This is a genomic window from Flavobacterium sp. LAR06 (genome assembly GCF_041946075.1).
Lineage (GTDB): Bacteria > Bacteroidota > Bacteroidia > Flavobacteriales > Flavobacteriaceae > Flavobacterium.
In genome coordinates, this window is the sequence record NZ_JAUTYT010000003.1 from 78,759 (window position 1) to 100,688 (window position 21,930).

The window sequence follows — 21,930 nt, forward strand, 5'->3', positions numbered from 1 at the left end:
AACAACTTTATGAATTTTAGGAGTTACCTTTCTTCTGGTATGTCTTTAAACAATCAATACGTCCATTTTAAAAGCAAAAAATCAATTTCACGGCTAGTCCATTTGGTTGATAAAATAACTTATAGAATGTTTTGGTTAGCATTTTCCTCTTTTCGTAATCAATCTTATACTAATTACTTAAACAATTCTAGCATTTAACCTTAGGTGTTACTATCTCCTTCTTGAAGTTTTAACAAACGCATAAATCATTTGCTCATTAGTCAAAGGTTTACTAATAAAAACCGTAAAAAAATGAGCGACAAAATTTTTAATTTTTCTCAAAAAAAGTCATTTTTTAGGTTAATAAATCAGTGAAAGAAAATCAATCATAAATCAGTGAAATAAAATGTATCTCATTGATTTCTAGGGTGTAAAATTACTTAATTATTTTCAAAATCCAATGTTAAATAGTGTTATTTTTTGTAAGTAAATACTATTTACCATCTTCTGGTGATAATTTAGCGCAGACTTAAGCCGATTGGAGTAGGTAAAAATGTAAAAATGCTTTATTTTTACACTATAATTATTAAAACTAAACAAATAGAAATGGATTGGATTACTGCTAGAGAATTTGAAGATATTACCTATAAAAAATGTAATGGAGTTGCAAGAATAGCATTTAATAGACCTAACGTTAGAAATGCTTTCCGCCCAAAAACAACTTCAGAATTATATCAGGCTTTTTACGATGCGCAAGAAGATACTTCGATAGGAGTAGTGTTACTTTCTGCTGAAGGCCCATCAACTAAAGATGGTGTTTATTCTTTTTGCAGTGGTGGCGATCAAAATGCTCGTGGACACCAGGGTTATGTAGGTGAAGATGGACAGCATCGTTTAAATATTCTTGAAGTGCAGCGCTTAATTCGTTTCATGCCAAAAGTGGTTATTGCGGTTGTTCCAGGTTGGGCAGTTGGTGGCGGACACAGTTTGCACGTGGTTTGCGATATGACTTTAGCGAGTAAAGAACATGCCATTTTCAAACAAACAGATGCTGACGTTACCAGTTTTGACGGTGGTTATGGATCTGCTTATTTGGCAAAAATGGTAGGACAGAAAAAAGCACGTGAAATTTTCTTTTTAGGAAGAAATTATTCTGCGCAGGAAGCAATGGATATGGGAATGGTAAATGCCGTAATTCCTCATGATGAATTAGAAGCTACTGCTTACGAATGGGCACAGGAAATTCTTCAAAAATCTCCTACTTCTATAAAAATGCTAAAATTCGCCATGAACCTTACAGACGACGGAATGGTAGGGCAGCAGGTTTTTGCCGGAGAAGCGACCCGTTTAGCCTATATGACCGAAGAAGCAAAAGAAGGAAGAAATGCATTCTTGGAAAAAAGAAAACCAAACTTTGGAGAAAATAAGTGGTTACCATAATAATTTTAGATTTTAGATTGCAGATTATAGATTTATCTTAAAATCTGCGATTTAAATTCAGAAATAACATTCTAAAATCTTAACTCTAAAATCTAAAATTTAAATAAATGAAACATTGGATTGAAGCCGCCAGACTGCGCACATTGCCTTTATCAGTTTCCGGAATTATAGTAGGAAGTATATACGCCTTATCAAACCCAACAGCGACTATTAACACACCAACTGAAGTTTTCAGCTGGAAAATTTTTGGTTTTGCACTTTTAACAACGCTGGGATTGCAGGTTTTATCCAATTTTGCTAATGATTACGGCGATGGTGTAAAAGGTACTGATAATGCTGATCGAGTTGGGCCGCAACGTGCTATTCAGAGCGGTGTGATTACGCCTCAGGCTATGAAAAAAGCCATAATAATTACTTCACTGCTAACTTTGCTGTCTGCAATTGTATTGATTTACTTTGCTTTTGGTGAATCTAATTTTGGATATTCGATCTTCTTCTTATTGTTGGGAATTGCTGCAATTGTTTCAGCAATTCGTTATACAGTAGGAAATTCAGCTTACGGATATAGAGGTTTTGGAGATGTTTTTGTTTTCATTTTCTTCGGATTAGTAAGTACTTTGGGGGTTAACTTTTTATATTCAAAAGAAGTAGACCCGCTTTTAATTTTACCTGCAATTTCTATCGGCTTATTAAGCGTTGGTGTTTTAAACCTCAATAATATGCGTGATGAAGAATCAGACAGAAAATCTGGAAAAAATACTATTGTAGTCCAAATGGGCGGTGCAAAAGCTAAAATTTATCATTTTTCGTTAATCGTTACAGCAATGATTTTGGTAGTTGTTTTTGCTATTTTAAGCGATTATCGTTTCGATCAATATTTATTTTTATTGGCGTATATTCCTTTAACTAAACATTTAATTACCGTTTATAAAAATCAAGACGCTAAGCTTTTAGATCCAGAATTAAAAAAACTGGCATTAAGTACATTCTTACTTTCTTTATTATTAACAGTTTGTATGATTTCATTGATTTCAGACATTTTTGTTAATCTGTTCATGGGCGGAAGATAAAATCAAGGTTCAACTCTAAATTTTATAAAAATGAAAATTACATTCTACGGACACGCTTCTCTAGGTATCGAAGTTGGAGGAAAACATATTATTGTCGACCCTTTTATTACTGGAAATCCTCAGGCTGCATCAATTGATATAAATACATTAAAAGCAGATTACATTTTGCTTACACATGCGCATGGTGATCACGTTTTAGATGTCGAAGCTATTGCAAATCGTACAAACGCTGTTATTGTTTCTAATGCAGAAATAACAAGCTATTATGCCAAACTAGGCCACAACGCACACCCAATGAATCATGGCGGAAGCTGGGAATTCGATTTTGGAAAAGTAAAATATGTAAACGCAATTCACTCAAGTTCTTTTCCCGACGGAAGTTACGGAGGAAATCCTGGTGGTTTTGTAATTGAAAGCGAGCATAAAAACATTTACATCGCCGGAGATACAGCACTTACAATGGACATGAAACTGATTCCGATGCGAACTAAACTTGATTTAGCGATTCTTCCAATCGGAAATAATTTCACCATGGATGTTGAAGATGCTATTATCGCTTCTGATTTTCTTGAATGTGATAAAATTTTGGGTTATCATTTTGATACTTTTGGTTACATCGAAATCAATCATGAAGAATCAATCCGTAAATTTTTCGATAAAGGAAAAGATTTAATGCTTTTGGAAATAGGTGAATCTATTGAATTGTAATAATTTTCAGGAGCTAGTTCTGGTATCCGCTATATCTTTTGTGGTGAACCCCACCACAAAAGGATATCGCTTCTATCGGGGCTAGGGCAATCCTTTCAAAAGAAAAAGAGTGTTGCAGATCATTGAATAAACGAAATAAAAGCTATCAGAATAATATTAAATTTAAAATTTCTTCATCTACTTACTTTATCAATCCTAAAACAAGTTGTTATAATGAATTTAAAAAAATTAGCACTTACTCTTTTAATTGTAATATCTTATAACACCTATGCACAAAAATGTTCCTGTGAAGATAATTTTAATTGGTTAAAGAAAAATTTCGAAGAAAATGATGCCGGTTTTCAATATGTAATTGATCAGAAAGGATTGATCGAATATCAAAATCATAGTGCTCTTTTTGCTAAAAAAGTCAAAAAGATAAATGACCTTAAAGAATGCAGAACCATCCTTTTGGACTGGCTTCATTTTTTCAGGCCTGCCCATTTATCATTAGAAATAAATCAGGATTACGTAAATAAGACAGCTTCACAAACTAAAACTGAACCTGCTAAAAACTGGGAGAAACTTCAAATAACGGAGGAAGAATTAAAAAGTAGAACATCAAAAAATACTCAGCCAACATTTGAAGGAATTTGGTCTTCACCTCCTTATACAATTGGTGTTGCAAAAGTAAATGATGAATTTATTGGTTATGTTTTAGATGTAAAAGGAACTAAATGGTCGCAATATCAGGTAAAATTTAAGATGAAGCAAAATTTAGATAAAACATACAGTGCTGTGTATTTTATGGGAGATTTTTCATCTCAAAAATTTAGCAATGTTCAGCTTATTGGAAGCAACTTTTTAAAAATTGGATTTATTTCGCTAAAAAGAGTTTTTCCAAATAATTTTAAAGAGGATTCAGATATTTCAAATTATTTAGAATCCTTAACAGCTCAACGACCTTTTATTAAAGAAATATCAAATAAGAGTGTTTTGTTAAGAATTCCTTCATTCAATTATTCTAATAAGAAAGTTGTTGACAGTATACTTCTTGCCAATAATAAATTGATTCTTTCCAAAGAAAACTTAATAATTGATTTAAGAAATAACGGCGGAGGATCTGATGCCACTTTTCAAAAAATAATCCCGTATTTATATACAAATCCGATAAGAACAGTTGGCGTTGAGTTCTTGTCTACTGTTCAAAACAATAAAAGAATGCAAGGTTTTATGGCAGATTCAGATTGGTCAGCTGAAGAAAAGGACTGGGCTAAAAAAGGATTAGAAAAATTAAATGCAAATATGGGTAAATTCGTAAACCTTAATGAAAAAGCTGTTGATGAACATCGACTAGATTCAATTTATGTTTATCCAAAAAATGTAGCGATAATTATTAATGAAAATAATGGGAGTACAACCGAACAATTTTTACTGACCGCAAAACAAAGCAAAAAAGTAAAGCTTTTTGGCACTACGACAGAAGGTGTTCTGGATATTTCGAATATGCATTTTATTGATTTTCCGTGTAAAGATTTAAAGCTTGGATACTCACTGTCAAAAAGTTTAAGAATTCCAGGCATGCAAATTGATGGAAAAGGAATTCAACCTGATTACTATATTGATAAATCGATACCTGATCAGGAGTGGCTGAAATTTACAGAAAACATATTAAACGTAAACTAATTATTTGTATCAAAAATTATGATGATGAATTTCAAAAAAATAATTTTATTTCTTTTAATTACAATTTCATACAACACTTTTGCTCAAAAAGATGGTTATTGGGACAAAGAACGCGCCACTACTAAAGAAATTATCGTTTCTGCCCGTGACCGAATCACTTTAAAAACAGAAGATCTTCCTGTAGGAACCACAGAAATCGTATACCGAATTACACTTTTAGACGAAAACCAGCAAATGGCAAACAGTCTGGTTTCGGTATTGAAAGCGATTCCAGATCCAACCGGAATCAGCCAGGGGTCTGCCGGAGCAGTTTTTTTAATGTCAAAAATTTCCGGTGACGACAGTTGTACTTATGCACTTTTTACTTCAGAAGAAAATGCAAAAAAATACATCGACGACGGAAAAACAGACAAATCTTGCTACGCACAAGTAAACGAAATAAGCAAAGATGCAAAACGCTTATCGTTAGATAAATCTTCTTGTTTAGGGCAAGATATCAGTACAATCTGGTTTGGTTTCCACAGTAAAAACTGGCTTTTGAATCAAAGAATTGTTTTGGAAGTTGTGCCTTGGGTTGACACCAAATTAAACCGTGGCTGGAATCAGGACAACAAAAACGAAATTATCAGCCTATGTAAAACATCAACAATGGCACAAAAAATGGCCAATTCTGATGATTTTTGTGTTTGTATTTTAGATAAAATCATTAAACAATACCGCTATACAGAGTTTCAAAAACTCTTGCCAATCGAAAAAAACAAAGCCTATAAAGATTTTGGAAATGCTTGTTATAAAGATGCTGATATCTCTAAAAACGTTTATAATGATTTAAGAGTTCAGGCTTCGACATTAATCAAGCTTCAAAAATACAACGAAGCAATTCAGAAATTGAACACCATCATTAATGACGGTAAAGCAACAGCGATTGATTATGGTTCTATTGGTTACTGCTATATATTAACCAAACAATATGCAAAAGCAATTAAATTCCTGAAAGAAGGGGAAAAATTAGACGATACTGAATTATTAGTAAAACTAAATTTAGCCCACGTTTATTTGGTTAGTGATGATTATAGTGAAGCAAAAGTGATCTACAAAAAATACCAAACTCAAAACGTAACAGACAGTTTGAGCTGGAAAGACAAAACAAAAAAAGACTTTGAACTTTTTCAAAAAGTCGGATTACCATCAAAAGACTTCGAAAAAGTATTAAAGCTTTATAATTAAAATTATTCCACCACATAAGTGATATAAGTTCATTTTACAGTGCGCTAAAGGTTCTGCTTACATTTCTTTTAGTTGTAATGTTTATAAAGTCAAACTTAAATTTCTTATATCACTTAATGGTAAAAAAACACACATCGTGAAAGCAAGTTACTATAAATATATGCTCGAGTTTAAACGTCCTTCTGGCACGTCTAGAGGCGTTATGACCGAAAAAGAAACCTGGTTTATTGTTCTTGAAGAAAATGGTAAAAAAGGAATAGGCGAATGTGGTATTTTGCGTGGCTTAAGTGCTGATGATCGTGATGATTATGAAGAAAAACTTAATTGGGTCTGCCAGAATATTCATTTGGCAGAAATTACACTTTGGGAAGCATTAATGGAATTTCCATCGATACAGTTTGGAGTTGAAATGGCTTTTTTATCCCTTAAAAGTGAAAATCCATATCTTTTATTTCCTTCTGATTTTACCCGTAATTCGAAATCAATTGTTATAAACGGTCTGGTTTGGATGGGAGAAGCTTCTTTTATGAAAGAGCAAATTGAAGAGAAATTAGAACAAGGTTTTGATTGCATAAAGCTTAAAATTGGCGCAATAAATTTTCAAAAGGAGATCGAATTATTACAATTTATAAGAAATCATTTTTCAGCAGAAGAAATCGAAATTAGAGTTGATGCCAATGGTGCTTTTGCTTTAAATGAAGCTTTAAATAAACTAAATCAATTAAAAGTATTTCAATTACATAGTATTGAACAACCAATAAAGAAAGGAAACGTTTTGGCTATGGCTGAATTATGCAAAACAACACCTTTTCCAATTGCATTGGATGAAGAATTAATAGGTGTATTTTCATTAAAGGAAAAAGAAGCATTGCTGCAAAAAATCCAGCCACAATATATTATTTTAAAGCCAAGTTTTGTTGGCGGTTTTAGAGGGACACAAGAATGGATTGATTTAGCAAATAAATACAATATTGGTTGGTGGATCACATCTGCCTTAGAAAGCAATATTGGACTTAATGCCATCGCTCAATGGACTTTTACCTTAGACTCAAAAATGCCTCAAGGTTTGGGCACAGGAGCGCTTTATACAAACAATTTTGATTGTCCACTCGAAGTTTCAAAAGGTCAATTATGGTACAATACAACAACAAAATGGGATTCCGCTTTTTTTGATAAAGCATAAAAAACGAGCCAAAGTGAGTTGGGAAAAATAAATAGAAAGAAGAAAAAGACCTTTACACCGTTGTTCCTCTGAAACTCTGAACTTATTTTTCACTCTTTTCCACCACGTAATCCGGCTTGCCAGTCTTTGAGTTCCTGCCATTTAGCTTCATAAGCCATCAGTGCTTGTTTTGCCCAGGTACTTGGGTTGTGCATAGCGTAATTTTCTCCACCGGCATCTAAAATTGCCTGTAATTTTTCGGTAGATGTTTCAGACAAATCATGCCAGGTTGTTATTCCGGCAGCATTGAACAAAGCTTCAATTTTTGGTCCAATTCCCTCTACAATTTTTAGGTCGTTTTCTTTTACTTTTTTGCCTAAAATGGTTTTGGCCAGAGCGGTATCAAACAGAAAAGTTGGTGTTATCTGGAGTGTAGCTGGTTTCTTTTTGCGTGGTTTTGCTTTCTTTTCGGCTAAATCTGCTTCTAAAGATGAAATTCTTACAGTTAAACTTTTTGTATGTGTTTTACAGGCATCTAAATCTGATTGCAAAGAGGAGGCAAGGGAATGTTCTGATTTTGATGACGCCTTCTTTCCTAAAAAATAACCTAAAATTCCAAAGATTAGCCCTGCTAATACAGGGATTACTATACAAGATATATCCATGATCATAAGTTTTTGATTGAATATTGCAGTTATCGTTCGGACTTAAGAGTGAGATTAAATTCCTATCAAATTTAACAAATAAATAAATACAGAACCTCGCATTGGTCCGTTAATTATTTGTTATTGTTCTGATTTTGAGTATACTATATTAACATCGATTTATCAGGCAGGAAAGAGATCTCCATTTCAGAACTGAATTAAATTGAGTAACTTGCATTAAATTAATTACATTATTAAAATGATAGAAATTGAAAGAAAGTTTCTTGTAAAATCTAGTGATTTTAAAGAACAGGCTTTTGCTCAAAATCAAATTGCGCAAGGTTATTTAAGCTCTCTTCCAGAGCGAACTGTGCGCGTTAGAATTAAAGGAAAAAAAGGCTTTCTTACTATTAAGGGTATTGGTCATCAAGGTGGTATGTCCCGATTTGAATGGGAAAACGAAATTCCGCTTGATGAAGCTCAGGAATTACTAAAATTATGCGAAAAGGGAAAAATTGAAAAAACACGTTTTGAAATAAAAGCAGGAAAACATGTTTTTGAAGTAGATGAGTTTTACGGTGAAAATGAAGGCCTGATCATGGCTGAAATTGAACTGGAATCAGAAACCGAGTCTTTTGAGAAACCAGACTGGCTTGGAGAAGAAGTTACAAATGATGAACGTTACTACAATGCGTATTTGAGCAAAAAGCCTTATAAAACCTGGGAAAAATAGTAAATCTATGGCAGAATATGATTTGATAATTGTCGGAGGCGGTCCCATAGGACTGGCTTGTGCAATTGAAGCTCAAAAGAAAAATTTACGATATTTAATTATAGAAAAAGGTGCGATTGTAAATAGTATTTTCAATTATCCATTATACATGACTTTCTTCTCAACAGCTGAAAGATTAGAAATTGGAGATATTCCTTTTAACTGTCTGGCTCCAAAACCAGGCCGTCAGGAAGCTTTGGAATACTACCGAAATATTCACCGCTATTTTAATTTTTCAATTCACTTGTTCGAAAGAGTGATTAGTGTTCAAAAAGAAGAAAACTCAATTTTTAAGATTGTTTCTGATAAAAATTCATATGAAGCTAAAAGTGTAGTAATTGCAACAGGGTTTTATGATATCCCGATTGACATGAACATAAAAGGCGAGGAGCTGTCAAAAGTGCGTCATTATTACAAAGAAGCACATGAATACGCTTTTAGAAATATTTTAATTGTTGGTGCTAATAATTCTTCTGTAGATGCGGCTCTCGAATGCTGGAGAAAAGGAGCGAATGTTACAATGGTTATTCGTAAAAACGAAATCAATAACAGAGTGAAATATTGGGTAAAACCAGACATCGAAAACCGAATTGCAGAAGGAAGCATTAAAGCTTATTTTGAATCTAATATAACTGAAATTCGAGAGAATGAAGTTGAAATTGAAACACCAACCGGAAAAATAACCATTGAAAATGATTTTGTTTTAGCTTTGACAGGATACAAACCAGATTTGACTTTTCTGAAAAAAATGGGAATTCAACTTTCTGAAGATGAATTAAAAATACCAACCTACAATCCGGAAACAATGGAAACAAATATTGAAGGATTATTTTTGGCAGGAGTAGTTTGCGGTGGAATGCAAACACACAAATGGTTTATAGAAAACTCCCGCGTTCACGCCAATATGATTGTGGATCATATTATTTCTAAATAAAAAAAGTTTGCCACAGATTGAAGGATTTAATGGATTTAATCATTGAAATCTTTTAATCTGTGGCAAAAAAAATTAAGAACTACAAGAAAGCATAGAACAACCTACTTTTGAGCGTGCCCAATCAGGTCGTTTTGCAAACCATTTTTCTGATTCAGGTTGTTCATCATACGGTTTTTGTAATAATAGGTATAATTCATTTATTAGAGAATAATCGCCTTTGTCAGCCTCATCAATTGCTAATTGCGCCATATAATTTCGCAATACATATTTCGGATTAATTTGATTCATTTTTTCAGTACGATATTCATCTGACAGTTCTTCCTGATTTAATCTTTGAAGGTATACAGAAAACCATTTTTTCCAGGAATCCAAAATATCACCTTTAATTTCTTCCGGTAAATAGAAAGAATCCTGAATTTTTTCAATCGCATTTTGAGCCAAATCAGTTTTTGTAATCTTGTTTAGATTTCTGAAAAAGATCGTCATATCTGTTTCTGATAATTGTAAAACTGCTTCTAAACCTTCAATTAACTTACCGTCAGTTTCAGTTGTAGTAAACAATCCTAATTTACTTAAAAACATTATTTTATGATCTGTTTCAAAATCAGTAATAAACAATTGCAGAATATTTTCTAAAGGCTCTGCTTCATTAATCAACGGATAAAGCGCATTAGCTAATTGATACAAATTCCATTGCGCAACCTGAGGTTGATTTCCGAATCGGTAACGTCTATTTTGGCTGTCCGTCGTATTGGGAGTCCAATTTGGATCATAGTTTTCCAGCCAGCCGTAAGGCCCGTAATCGATCGTTAGTCCGTGAATCGACATATTATCCGTATTCATAACACCATGTACGAAGCCAACACGTTGCCAATGGACAACCATTTTGCGTGTTGTGTCCGCAACGGTTTTAAAGAACTGTACATATTGCTCTTTTGGTTCTCCTTTAATTTCAGGAAAGTAATGTTTGATTGTATACTCAACAAACTCTCTTAGATTTTTTAGTTCGTTTCGTGCCGTAAGCATTTCAAGGCTTCCAAAACGTATGAAAGATGGCGCCACACGACAAACAATAGCTCCTTTTTCGTAAGCCGGATTTCCATTGTACAAAACATCTCGCAATACCTGATCTCCAGATAAAATAAGAGAAAGCGATCGGGTAGTGGGAACTCCTAAATAATACATAGCTTCAGCACATAAATACTCCCGTAGTGAAGAACGCAAAACGGCCAAACCATCCGCAGTTCTGGAATAGGGAGTTTTTCCTGCACCTTTTAGTTGCAAGGTAAAGAAAGTGTTATTGTGTTCAACTTCCGTTAGATTAATTGCACGACCATCGCCCAGTTGTCCTGCCCAATTCCCAAATTGATGCCCTGCATAACACATAGCATAGGGACGTGTTTCAGGAAGAATTTCTTTTCCTGAAAAAGCATTTAAAAATGCTTCTGATTGAATTTCAACAGCTGTTATTCCAACCATTTCAGCTACTTCTTCAGAGGCATGAATTAAAGTTGGATTTGAAGGCTTTGTTGGATTTACATAGGAAAACAGTGTATTCTTGACCTGACGAATTTCATTAGTTTCATATGGATCTGCTGGTAGTTCAGTTGTAAATCTATTATTTACTTTTAAATTTTTCATTTGAATTTTTTCTTTCTTTTTGCCACTAATTAAAAAGATTTAAAATCTTGCTTTATCTTGAAAATAGCCACGAATTCACGAATTTATTTAAAATATTTACGCACAATCATTCGGGAATTCGTGGCGGGAATCTCATTCTAGAATTAATCCGCGGAATCCCCTAATCTGTGACAAAACTTTTAATTAGTCAATTAATCGATCTGCATACATTTTTTTTAATTTCTGCACTTTCGGATCGATTACGATTTGACAATAACGAGCATCCTGATTGTTGTTGTAATAGTTTTGATGATCATCTTCGGCTTCATAAAAAACTTCAAAAGCTGTCAACTCTGTTACAATAGGATCATCATAAAAAGGTTTTACTTCTTCAAAAACATGTTCCGTTATTGCTTTTTGTTCTGCATCATGATATAAAACGACAGAACGGTATTGCGTTCCTACATCAGCACCCTGACGATTTAATGTTGTTGGATCGTGACTTGTCATAAAAATAAAAATCAAGTCATGATATGAAATTATGTCAGGGTTGAAAGTAACTTGTATGACTTCAGCGTGACCAGTTCTGCCAGTACAAACTTCACGATAAGGAGGATTTTTAATAAAACCTCCTGAATAACCTGATTTTAAAGATTCTACACCATTTAAACGCTGAATTACAGCCTCAATACACCAAAAACATCCACCACCAAAAGTAGCTACTGATAAATTTCCCATAGAATAGTATTGTTAAGTTTTACATGCCCTATTAATCCGATAGAATATTATGATAATTTGTTAATAAAATCACATTTTAGTTAAATATACTAATCAGTTATTGAATGTTTGAAGTTTACATTTGATAAATTCGCAATTTTGCAAAAAAGCCATTATATTTGCATCAAACTCAGGCACACTAATGGATAGCAAAAATAATACCATCACTTTAGAAACTTATTTTCAGGATTTTCGTAAAAATATCGTTGGAATTAATCAGGAATTTAAGTCTCCGTACGGCAAAAAACAGATTATTTATACGGATTGGACTGCCAGCGGAAGATTATACCGACCGATTGAAGAGAAACTTCTTAATGATTTCGGACCTTTTGTAGCGAATACGCACACTGAAACTACTGTGTCAGGTACTGCCATGACAAAAGCATATCATCATGCCAGAAATATTATTAAGCGTCATGCTAACGCAAATCAGGATGATGTTTTAATTACTGATGGAACAGGAATGACTGGTGTTATTAATAAATTTCAACGTATTTTAGGATTAAAAATTCCTGAAAACCTAAAAGACTTTATTAATGTTCCTGCTGAAAAAAAACCTGTTGTTTTTATTTCTCATATGGAGCATCATTCTAATCAAACCTCTTGGTTAGAGACTATTGCAGATGTTGAAATCATTCCATCATGTGAAAAAGGCCTTTTTAGTCTGGAAAATTTAACCTTGTTATTAGAAAAATACAATAGTAGAACAATAAAAATTGCTTCGATTACTTCCTGTTCGAATGTTACGGGTTTGAAAACTCCTTTTCATGAAGCTGCAAAATTAATGCACCAACACAATGGGGTTTGTTTTGTAGATTTTGCCTGTTCAGGACCTTACGTAGAAATTGATATGCATCCTTCAGATCCGGAATCGTATCTGGATGCAATTTTCTTTTCACCTCATAAATTCTTGGGTGGTCCCGGAACTTCCGGTGTTTTAATTTTTAATAAAAAATTATATAATAATATGATTCCGGATTGCCCGGGTGGAGGAACAGTAAGCTGGACAAATCCTTGGGGAGAACATAAATATGTTGACAATATTGAAGATCGTGAAGATGGAGGAACTCCGGGATTTTTGCAGGTTATTAAAACGGCATTAGCAATTGAGTTGAAGGAAGAAATGGGAGTTGAAAATATTCTCCAACGTGAACACGAAATCGTTGATTATGTTTTTGAAACATTGGAGCTCGTTGAGAATATTAAAATTTTGGCGGGACAACATAAAAATCGTTTAGGAGTGGTTTCTTTCTTTATTGAAAATCTACATTTTAATCTAGGAGTGAAATTATTAAATGATAAATTCGGAATTCAAACACGTGGTGGATGCAGTTGTGCTGGGACTTACGGCCACTTTTTATTGCATGTTGATCAGGAAACTTCGAACAAACTTGTTAACGAAATCACGATTGGCGATTTAATCAAAAAACCGGGATGGATTAGAATGTCTATTCACCCGACTACTACAGATAAGGAAATCGCTTACGTTTGCGAGAGCATTAAAGATCTGGCTAAGAATCACGAAACTTGGGCTTTAGATTATACTTATAATAATAAAACCAATGAATTTGTTCATAAAAATGCTACTTCATTTGAGGATGAATTAGTTGCTGGGTGGTTTAAATCTTAATGTTGGATTTTTTTTACCACAAAGTGCACTACGGTTTTTTTATATTGCTAATGAATATAAAACACAAAGTTCACAAAGCTATTTCGACAATAGATTCTATAAAATATAAATCCGACGAGTTTTTAAAGCTTGTCGGGTTTTTTATTTCTTGTTTCCTGCTTCTTACTTCTTTTAAAAATTAAACTTCTAATCTAGCCCCGATAGAACTGAAAATCCTTTTGTGCCGGTGTTCGGCGCAAAAAATTGAAAGGGATAGCGGAACTGGTCGTCTTGAAAAACCGGATACATTTGCTCCTGAAAAAAATAAGAAGCTACATGATTAAACGAACGCCGCCTAAGTCGGAAACGCGGTATGAGAATTTATTTCCGGGTGAACCAATGAACATGAAGTTTTTTGGGATCTTCCATTTTTCAGAAAGCTCGTCTATAATATCAGGTCCAAAAACACCCTGTATTTCAAGGAATTCAATATCAATGTCGTCGTAAGCACGGTCTAAAACTTCTAAATCCTTTTTTAGCGCTTCGTTATTTGCGCCATCACTTTTGATATGAACTATTTTTAGTTTTTTGGTAGTTTCATTGTTTTCAACATATTGTAATACTTTATTCAATATTGCGATATCATCGCCTTTGGTAAAAAAAACAAATTCTTGTGAGTTTATTTCAATACTCATTTTTTGTAAATATCGATTGCTGACAATTACCATTCTACGCAGCGGTTGATAGAAATATTCTAAGGCTTCTATTAAAAGCTTGATGAGCATGACGCGGTTAAGCATAATTCCGATAAAAATTAGAGACGGAATCATGTATTGCAAAAAGGTATAAAAAGCATTGATGTTCAGCTTCATATTTCCGATAAAGGCAGCAATAATAAAAAGTACTGCAGTTACAACGGCGATACCGCGTGCACGCTCCGGTCTTGGTAATTTTTGTCGTTTGAATTTTAATAATAAATTTCCAATACCGAATAATGCCATTACGGCCAAAAACGAAAAAGTATAAACACCTGCAAGTGATTCTAAGTGACCACTTGTTGCGAAAAGTACTGATATACAAAGCACTAAAAAGCTAATGACGATCCTGTAATGTGAACCTCTTTTATTTTGTTTCAGGAAGAAATTGGGTAGAATTCGGTCTAAGGTCATTCGGTTTAATAAACCCGAAACACCCACAAATGATGTTAAAACAGCACCACATAAAACCAGAACGGCATCAATAGAAATTAACCAGGCCAGCCAGGACCCGCCGGTAGTCTCGCCAAGATGTGCCAAAAGCGATTCTTTGTTTTCGCCAACTTCGGTAAGCGGAATTACACTTATCAGTAATATGGCGATTACGGGATTGAAAAAGCTGACAATTGCCCACATGTTTCGGAGTGTTTTTGGAAAAACGCCATGTTCTTGTTCTTCAACAAAATTGGCAGAACTTTCAAAACCTGAAATTCCGAGCATGGCTGCAGAAAATCCCAGAAAAAGAGCTGTTTTTATATTTCCGGAAGCAATTGGAGTTTGCCAATTAACGTGAAATGTTTCCAGACCATTATTTAATAGAAACCATAATGACGCTAAAACAAGCAGACTTAAAGTTGCGAGATGGGTTAGAAAAATAATGACAGCAACAAATGCTGATTCTCCAATTCCCAAAATGGCAAGTCCGGTAAATAATATCAGGACAATTACGGTTGCAATGGTAACATTTAAGCCTTCGAAAATTCCGTGTAGGTAATGCATTCCTTCAGACGCCGAAATTACAGCTGTCGCCATGTATGACAAAACGGTCAAAGTTGCAGCAAGAGAGGCAAGGCGTTTGGTAGAAGTATTTAATAAAACATTGTATGCTCCTCCGTTTAGCGGAATTGCACCAACAACTTCTCCATAAATTTTTCTGAATAAGAATAAAACGACAGCAACAATTAATAAAGAAATCCAGGCATATTGGCCTGCATATAAAATGGTTAGTGCCGAGACATATAAACAAGAAGAACTAATATCGTTTCCACAAATTGCTGTTGCCTGTAATTGATTTAATTTTTTATGTATAACTTCTTTCATAAGTATTGAAAATTAAAAACGATTAATTCAATAATAAAAGCAACTAAAATAAATCTTAAATAAGGCAGATATTTTATAAAGGCGGAAATATATTTAACTAATCAGAAATTTTGAATTTTCAATTTAAGAAAATTATTTTGATTCCTGAAATTTTTTAAGTGACAACAGGGCTTGATCCTGGATTTTGCTTTGAAAAAAACCTGTCCAGCCCAGTAAATATCCTGTAATGCCAAAAGCTTGTTTGGACCATTTCCATACATCAAAATTATCAGTGTGCTTAATAATTAAGCCATCCTGAAAAATAAATTCAGCTGAAATTTTATTGATTACTTTTCGATTTGTTTTACTGAAGTTGTAAGTAGCAACCCATCTTGCAGAGCCTGTAAATTCGTCTGCCTTAATATCTGAAAACTCAATTTTAATATTGCCTTTACTTTTTAAAATCAACATTTCCCACATGTTAGAAACCTGTTCTTCTTTTAGTAAACCAAAAGCAGGGTCAATAAAATGTACTTTTGGGTGATAACATTCACTCATTGTTTTAGCATCGGCATTTGCAAAAGCGGTGTAGAATTTTGCAATTAAATTTTCGTTGGCATTCATTTAAATAAAATTTAGAATATAAATATAAGATTAATTATATAAAATATTTTATTTATAATTTACTAATTGCAATTGCGGTATCAAACGTTTTTTTTGATTTATCGTATCCTGTAGAAAAGTAAGCCATTTTGTTAACAGCAGTAAAATAACCAGTTTGATTTCCGAAAGATTTTGAGTTTCCAGCTATAATAAATCTGATTCCCTGAATGTCAGCTTTTTTGAGTTTGATCATTTCGGCGGGAGTGAAGTAATAATAAGACGTTGTTTTGCCTTCCACAGTTTCTTTTACATTTTTGTCTACGCAGGCAATAACGTCGCCGTTAGTCAGATCGACATAAACTCCGCCAGCAATTCTTGCGTCAGCATTGGCTGTGGAAATTGATAATTTTAAAATTCCACCTTTTTCTGTCTTCGCAACCTGAACATCTGTCTCTCCTGAAAAAGCATATTTTTCACAGATAAAAGTATAATTTTGCGTTGCCGGATACCCTTTAGAACCTTTTACACTCATTGTTTCCTGAGCATTCGCAAAAGTTGAAAGTAACAGTAAGATTAAAAAAGGTGTTTTAAATTTCATAGTTATAGTTTATTGTCCTTCTATTTTAGAATCAAATTTTTCGTCCCAATCCATCGATTTTATTGCAGAAACTAAATTGTCTTCATTTACAAAAACCCGTAATTCTTTGTTTGCTACTTTTTTTGTATACAAAGCATGATAGCGATAAATGACTTCTTGTTTAGTTCTGTAAACGCCGTCTAATTTCAAATCAATAAAACTTCCGTAATATTGTCTAAATCTTTGACAGGTTTTTGTCAATCGTTCTTCGGTTGTATTTTCCATAACCGACTTTGTAACCTCCGTTTCGTTAAAAGGTTTAAATTTTGACGTATTACAAGTTTCTAAAACCCGCTTGCCCAAATCGTATGCTTTCTTTTGTTGATTAGCATTAACTTCGGCAGTTGGAACTTGTTTTATTTTTAAATCTTCTGTGTCCCGGGTTACAGTTTTAGATTTACATCCAATTAACAACAACAAACATATAATCAATCCTGCTTTCTTCATAACTATTTATGTTATTTTTAATAATAAGTTAGGGTCGGGGCAATTTTCAATGTAGAAATTCAAATCAGTACTGTTGCAAACGCCTGGATAATCTCCCCAGTAATCTTCAATATCCTGTATAATCTGAAAATGTAAGTGCGGTGCATAATCTCCGTTAACAGCTGCATTTCCAAGAGTTGCAATTTGTTCCCCTCTCATAAATTGCTTCCCAACGCTTAGGTCTTTTATACTTTCTAACGATAAATGTCCGTATAAAGTATAAAATTTTTCATTTTCAATTTCATGTTCTAAAATGATCGTTGGTCCATAATCGCCCAAACCAACATTGTTTTTAAAACTATGCACTTTCCCATCAAGCGGTGCCAAAACTGCGGTATTGACTTTGGTCCATAAATCAAGACCAATATGTATATTACGCTCCGCAACAGAATCATTTTTAAATATTGTACTTCTTTTATATAATGTTCGTCCTTCTATATAACCGCCAAAAGCTACTTCAGCATTGTTGGCTTTTAGATATTTAGAAATAAAATCTTCGAATTCAGTAGCATTTTCTGGTTTGCTTTCCATTAATTCTTTATTCGTAATGGATAAATCTAAAGGGATATAATCTGAAAAATCAATACTCGCATCAATAATTTTAGTAGGTGGAATGGCTTTTAAAATAGAAACTAGGGTTTTCATAAAAGGTAAAATTTAGGCAACTTTTTCAATTATTATTAGTTCATTATGATCTTCAATGCGGGGCAGCATTTTAGAAGAAAATTGTTTAGGATTTATTTCTGCAATATACTTCCGATTTCTGACATTATGTGCTTCATCCAGAATCATTGTATTAAAAAGTACAAATCCCTGATCTTTTAAAAGGGAACAAATCCGTTCACTAAAAAAGCGCTCAAATAAAAAATTAGGCATTTTTATGTCTTCAAAAATATCAATAATAATAAGATTGTATTGGTTTTTGGTTTTTAAAACAAATTCGAAAGCGTCGTCAATTATAATTTCAAGCTGTTTGATCTGATTCAGGTTAAAATATTCATTTGCAATCTGAATCATGTCTGAATCAATTTCGACACCGGTAATTTTACCTTTGTATTCAATTTCATCAACCAGCGTTTTTACAACACTTCCGCCTGCAACTCCCAGTAACAAAATATGATCCATATCAAGAATGGCTTTGTAACCAATGTTCCGTAATCCGTACCTTAATATACGCTGCAAACTTCCGTACGAATAATTTGTATTTTCAGAGTCTAAAACTAATTCGCCATTTGTCCAGGTTACTTCTATCGTTTTACTTCTTGCCGATTTTTTCTTGAAAACTTTGATTGGAATCAGATAACTAAAAATTTTTTGGATCATTTGTAAAGCTTTTACTCAAAAATACCATTTTAAATCTTTTATTTTGCATGAAATAATAAATTTTAATGAAGAAACAATTGTACAAATTCATCTTTTTTAAGCTAATGGGCTGGAAAATAAGAGGGATTGAAAATGCGGAAGTGAAAAAATGCGTGATGATGGTGATGCCACATACAAGTAATCATGATTTTTATTTAGGAATTTTTACCCGTGGAATTTCAGGTTTAGAAATGAACTGGGTGGGAAAGAAAGAGTTATTCAAATTCCCTTTCGGATATTACTTCAGAAGCGTGGGAGGTGAGCCTTTAGATCGTTCGGGAGGATTAAATAAAGTAGATTCGATTGCAGCTATTTTTGAGCGAAAAGAAGTTTTTCGTTTAGCAGTGGCACCTGAAGGAACACGCAAAAAAGTAACAGAAATTAAAACTGGTTTTTATTATATCGCGTTTAAAGCAAATGTGCCTATTATTCCTGTGGCTTTTGATTGGGGTAAAAAAGAAGTTAATTTAGGAAAGCCGTTTTATCCGACAGGAGATTATGAAGCCGATTTACAAATTTTGAAAAAACATTATGACGGTGTTTTAGGTAAGATTCCTCAAGACGGATTTAAATTGTAAATATTGAATATTTTTTCAGTTACGTGAGAATCGCTTAAATGAAAAATAAATTTTAAAATTTTAAAATACGCGAAAATTTCGAATTACGGGATATAAACCTTAAATGTCCCGTTTTTATAAAAAAATACAATTTTCTCAACTTCTCCTTCTTCTGAAATGAAATTTGAGTTTTTAACTTCGATAGCATTTCTTGTTTCTGTTTTTGCTTCTTCCTTATAATTGATTTCAGAAAATAAATCATCACCAATAAAATCTTCAGAAGATGAAATAGGGGTGAGAGGTTTTACAATTTCTGAAACTATTTCGTTGTTTGCATTTAGACTGTTATCTTCTGCTTTAGGAAAACTTCCTTTTCCATTTAATATCCAATACAAATCTACATCCGGAAAAACATCCAAAATTTTCATCACAAAATCTAAACTAGGCTTGTTTCTTCCTGAAAGCAGGTGAGACATACTTGAACGTTGCACCCCAATTTTATCTGCGAAAGAAGAGGCATTTAGGCCATAATAATCTAATATAATTTCAACCCGTTTTACAAAATCATCGATGTTTACCATTGTAAATTATTATTTTAAAAAATCCTGTTTACAAATGTAACTAAAAGAGATTAATAAAGCAATTTTACAGTTGTAAATCGTTTATATGAGCTATAAAATAAAGAACTATAACTTTATATAAAATTAGTTAACTTATTGAAATATAATACATACGGTAATGTAGTGTAAAGTAATAACAAATGTTAACCGTTAATCGGACAGTCAGGTAATTTATGATTTAAATCCTGTTTACAATTATAAATTATCTTATTTTTTTATTGTTTACAATTGTAAAAATAAAGATGTTTACTTTTGTAAACTAATCAAAAGACAATGAATTTAGAAGAATTATTTAGGCTGCACAAAGAACAATCTATAGAAGGACGTTACTTGACATTAGATCATATTCAACCTTTATTAGACAATTTAAATACTAATAACCAAGTCCAGCTTATTGGTAAATCGGTTTTAGATAAACCTATATATAGTTATCAAATTGGTACAGGAGAAACTCGTATTTATCTTTGGTCTCAAATGCACGGTAACGAAAGTACAACAACTAAAGCTCTTTTTGACTTTATTAATGTTTTGAATAACGGTTCTGACCTTGCTAAGAAATTGCTTAAAAAATTTACCTTCTATGCTATTCCGATACTAAATCCTGATGGAGCGGCACTATATACACGCGAAAATGCTAATAAAATTGATTTAAATCGTGATTCTCAAAACCTGACTCAGCCGGAAAGTAACGTTTTAAGAGAAGTTTTCGAAGCATTTAAGCCACATTATTGCTTTAATCTTCACGATCAGCGTACTATTTTTGGAGCTGGTAATACGGGTAAACCCGCTACAGTTTCTTTTTTAGCGCCTTCTTATAATCAGGAAAGAGAGATAAACGAAAACAGATTGAAAGCTATAAATCTAATAGCAGGAATCAATGATACACTGCAACACTATATTCCGGGACAAGTTGGTCGATTTGATGATTCATTCAATATCAACTGTATAGGGGACACTTTTCAATTTTTGGGCGTACCAACAATTTTGTTTGAAGCAGGTCATTTTCCTAATGATTATGAACGCGAAATCACTCGAAAATTCATATTTTTCTCACTTATTTCGAGTTTTGAACTGCTCTGCGAAAACGATTTAGTTGATAATAGAATTAATGATTATTTGAATATTTCACAAAATAAAGTGGTTTTTTATGATTTTATGTATAAAAACATCAAAATAAATTATGATGGTATCGAAATTATTACGAATTTTGTCGCACAATACAAAGAAGAATTGATTGAAAATAAGATTCACTTTAACGCCTACATCGCAGAAGTAGGTGAATTAGAAAATTATTTTGGACATTATGAATATGACGCTCAGGGAGCATTTTATTCCGATAATCATAATAGTTTTCCGAAGGTGAACGAAAAAGCAGATTTTTATTTAAATAAAAATGTTAAATTTGTTAACGGATTGATAAAAAGTTAATTTTTATGTGAATTTGTTGTTTTTTATATATATTTTTATACTTTGTAATAGCAATTAGTAATATTAATTAAAGAATTATGAGTAAATTTCGTTTAGATGAAGTAGATCACCAGATTTTAGATATGTTAATAGACAATACGAGAGTTCCGTTTACTGACATTGCAAAAAAACTATTGATATCTGCTGGAACAGTACATGTTAGAGTAAAAAAGATGGAAGACGCCGGTATAATAATGGGATCTTCATTAGCCTTAGATTACGACAAATTGGGGTATTCATTTATTGCTTATGTGGGTGTATTCCTTAATAATACATCTCAAACAAAATTTGTATTAGAGCGAATCAATCAAATTCCATTCGTAACAGTGGCTTCTGTAACTACAGGAAAATTTAATATTTTTTGCAAAATTAGAGCAAAAGACACTAAACACGCGAAAGAAGTTATCTTCATGATTGATGATATTGACGGAGTTTACAGAACTGAAACTATGATTTCATTAGAAGAAAGTATAAACGATAAGAAGCGTTTGATGCATACTATTTTTAAAAATATGTAATATTTTCTTGAATGCTATA

22 protein-coding genes are annotated in these 21,930 nt (G+C 32.9%); 12 read left to right on the forward strand and 10 right to left on the reverse strand.

Translation table 11 applies throughout. From position 1 onward, the window contains the following. Window positions 1-585 precede the first annotated feature (585 nt). The 6 genes from Q7C23_RS05415 to Q7C23_RS05440 all read left to right on the forward strand — a co-directional run bounded on the left by Q7C23_RS05415 (window position 586) and on the right by Q7C23_RS05440 (window position 7,272). A complete protein-coding gene (locus tag Q7C23_RS05415; protein WP_017498510.1) occupies window positions 586-1,419 on the forward strand; it encodes a 1,4-dihydroxy-2-naphthoyl-CoA synthase in 834 nt (277 codons plus the stop codon). A gap of 107 nt (window positions 1,420-1,526) precedes the next feature. Further along, window positions 1,527-2,489 (forward strand): 1,4-dihydroxy-2-naphthoate octaprenyltransferase, encoded by a 963-nt coding sequence (gene menA, locus Q7C23_RS05420; protein WP_375031548.1) that lies wholly within the window; start codon window positions 1,527-1,529, stop codon window positions 2,487-2,489. A 30-nt stretch (window positions 2,490-2,519) separates the two neighbouring features. Next, window positions 2,520-3,197, forward strand: a complete 678-nt coding sequence (locus tag Q7C23_RS05425; RefSeq protein WP_375031549.1) for a metal-dependent hydrolase — start codon at window positions 2,520-2,522, stop codon at window positions 3,195-3,197. 213 nt (window positions 3,198-3,410) lie between these two features. After that, complete coding sequence (locus tag Q7C23_RS05430; protein ID WP_375031550.1) at window positions 3,411-4,862, forward strand: S41 family peptidase; 1,452 nt, start codon at window positions 3,411-3,413, stop codon at window positions 4,860-4,862. Window positions 4,863-4,886: 24 nt separating this feature from the next. After that, a complete protein-coding gene (locus tag Q7C23_RS05435; RefSeq protein ID WP_375031806.1) occupies window positions 4,887-6,089 on the forward strand; it encodes a tetratricopeptide repeat protein in 1,203 nt (400 codons plus the stop codon). 136 nt (window positions 6,090-6,225) lie between these two features. After that, window positions 6,226-7,272, forward strand: a complete 1,047-nt coding sequence (locus Q7C23_RS05440) for an o-succinylbenzoate synthase (RefSeq protein WP_375031551.1) — start codon at window positions 6,226-6,228, stop codon at window positions 7,270-7,272. 89 nt (window positions 7,273-7,361) lie between these two features. On the opposite strand, the gene Q7C23_RS05445 is transcribed toward Q7C23_RS05440, so the two are convergent. Further along, entirely contained in the window at window positions 7,362-7,916 is a 555-nt protein-coding gene (locus Q7C23_RS05445; RefSeq protein ID WP_375031552.1) for a hypothetical protein, read from the reverse strand. A 238-nt stretch (window positions 7,917-8,154) separates the two neighbouring features. Here Q7C23_RS05445 and Q7C23_RS05450 point away from each other — a divergent pair, with 238 nt between their 5' ends. Both Q7C23_RS05450 and Q7C23_RS05455 read left to right on the forward strand, forming a co-directional pair. Then, window positions 8,155-8,628, forward strand: coding sequence for a CYTH domain-containing protein (locus tag Q7C23_RS05450; protein WP_375031553.1), 474 nt, complete (start codon window positions 8,155-8,157; stop codon window positions 8,626-8,628). Between the two features lie 7 nt (window positions 8,629-8,635). Continuing rightward, a complete protein-coding gene (locus Q7C23_RS05455; RefSeq protein ID WP_375031554.1) occupies window positions 8,636-9,601 on the forward strand; it encodes a YpdA family putative bacillithiol disulfide reductase in 966 nt (321 codons plus the stop codon). Between the two features lie 72 nt (window positions 9,602-9,673). On the opposite strand, the gene Q7C23_RS05460 is transcribed toward Q7C23_RS05455, so the two are convergent. Together Q7C23_RS05460 and msrA are read right to left on the reverse strand one after the other, a co-directional pair. Beyond that, window positions 9,674-11,242: a YdiU family protein gene (locus tag Q7C23_RS05460; protein ID WP_375031555.1), complete on the reverse strand. Its 1,569-nt coding sequence runs from the start codon at window positions 11,240-11,242 to the stop codon at window positions 9,674-9,676. A 183-nt stretch (window positions 11,243-11,425) separates the two neighbouring features. Further along, entirely contained in the window at window positions 11,426-11,959 is a 534-nt protein-coding gene (msrA, locus tag Q7C23_RS05465; protein ID WP_375031556.1) for a peptide-methionine (S)-S-oxide reductase MsrA, read from the reverse strand. Between the two features lie 181 nt (window positions 11,960-12,140). Between msrA and Q7C23_RS05470 the strand changes: the two genes are divergently transcribed. Beyond that, the gene (locus tag Q7C23_RS05470) at window positions 12,141-13,628 is read left to right on the forward strand and encodes an aminotransferase class V-fold PLP-dependent enzyme (RefSeq protein ID WP_375031557.1); all 1,488 of its coding nucleotides are present in this window, start codon (window positions 12,141-12,143) and stop codon (window positions 13,626-13,628) included. A 311-nt stretch (window positions 13,629-13,939) separates the two neighbouring features. Here the strand turns inward: Q7C23_RS05470 and Q7C23_RS05475 are convergent, their stop codons facing one another. From Q7C23_RS05475 to Q7C23_RS05500, 6 genes are all read right to left on the reverse strand, one after another. Beyond that, window positions 13,940-15,682 (reverse strand): APC family permease, encoded by a 1,743-nt coding sequence (locus Q7C23_RS05475; RefSeq protein WP_375031558.1) that lies wholly within the window; start codon window positions 15,680-15,682, stop codon window positions 13,940-13,942. A 132-nt stretch (window positions 15,683-15,814) separates the two neighbouring features. Further along, the gene (locus tag Q7C23_RS05480) at window positions 15,815-16,285 is read right to left on the reverse strand and encodes a nuclear transport factor 2 family protein (RefSeq protein WP_375031559.1); all 471 of its coding nucleotides are present in this window, start codon (window positions 16,283-16,285) and stop codon (window positions 15,815-15,817) included. Window positions 16,286-16,337: 52 nt separating this feature from the next. After that, window positions 16,338-16,862 carry a hypothetical protein gene (locus tag Q7C23_RS05485; RefSeq protein WP_375031560.1) on the reverse strand — a complete coding sequence of 175 codons (525 nt, stop codon included), beginning with the start codon at window positions 16,860-16,862 and terminating at the stop codon, window positions 16,338-16,340. Window positions 16,863-16,871: 9 nt separating this feature from the next. Beyond that, window positions 16,872-17,348, reverse strand: a complete 477-nt coding sequence (locus Q7C23_RS05490) for a hypothetical protein (protein ID WP_375031561.1) — start codon at window positions 17,346-17,348, stop codon at window positions 16,872-16,874. A 6-nt stretch (window positions 17,349-17,354) separates the two neighbouring features. After that, on the reverse strand, window positions 17,355-18,032 hold the full coding sequence (locus Q7C23_RS05495; protein WP_375031562.1) for a peptidoglycan DD-metalloendopeptidase family protein: 678 nt from the start codon (window positions 18,030-18,032) through the stop codon (window positions 17,355-17,357). A gap of 12 nt (window positions 18,033-18,044) precedes the next feature. Then, window positions 18,045-18,710, reverse strand: a complete 666-nt coding sequence (locus tag Q7C23_RS05500) for a spermidine synthase (RefSeq protein WP_375031563.1) — start codon at window positions 18,708-18,710, stop codon at window positions 18,045-18,047. 65 nt (window positions 18,711-18,775) lie between these two features. Between Q7C23_RS05500 and Q7C23_RS05505 the strand changes: the two genes are divergently transcribed. After that, window positions 18,776-19,327 (forward strand): 1-acyl-sn-glycerol-3-phosphate acyltransferase, encoded by a 552-nt coding sequence (locus tag Q7C23_RS05505; RefSeq protein ID WP_375031564.1) that lies wholly within the window; start codon window positions 18,776-18,778, stop codon window positions 19,325-19,327. Between the two features lie 83 nt (window positions 19,328-19,410). On the opposite strand, the gene Q7C23_RS05510 is transcribed toward Q7C23_RS05505, so the two are convergent. After that, entirely contained in the window at window positions 19,411-19,887 is a 477-nt protein-coding gene (locus Q7C23_RS05510) for a helix-turn-helix domain-containing protein (protein WP_375031565.1), read from the reverse strand. Window positions 19,888-20,199: 312 nt separating this feature from the next. On the opposite strand from Q7C23_RS05510, the gene Q7C23_RS05515 reads away from it, so the two are divergent. After that, window positions 20,200-21,354: a M14 metallopeptidase family protein gene (locus Q7C23_RS05515; RefSeq protein WP_375031566.1), complete on the forward strand. Its 1,155-nt coding sequence runs from the start codon at window positions 20,200-20,202 to the stop codon at window positions 21,352-21,354. A gap of 77 nt (window positions 21,355-21,431) precedes the next feature. Further along, the gene (locus tag Q7C23_RS05520; RefSeq protein ID WP_008468989.1) at window positions 21,432-21,911 is read left to right on the forward strand and encodes an Lrp/AsnC family transcriptional regulator; all 480 of its coding nucleotides are present in this window, start codon (window positions 21,432-21,434) and stop codon (window positions 21,909-21,911) included. The last annotated feature ends 19 nt before the right edge of the window (window positions 21,912-21,930 follow it).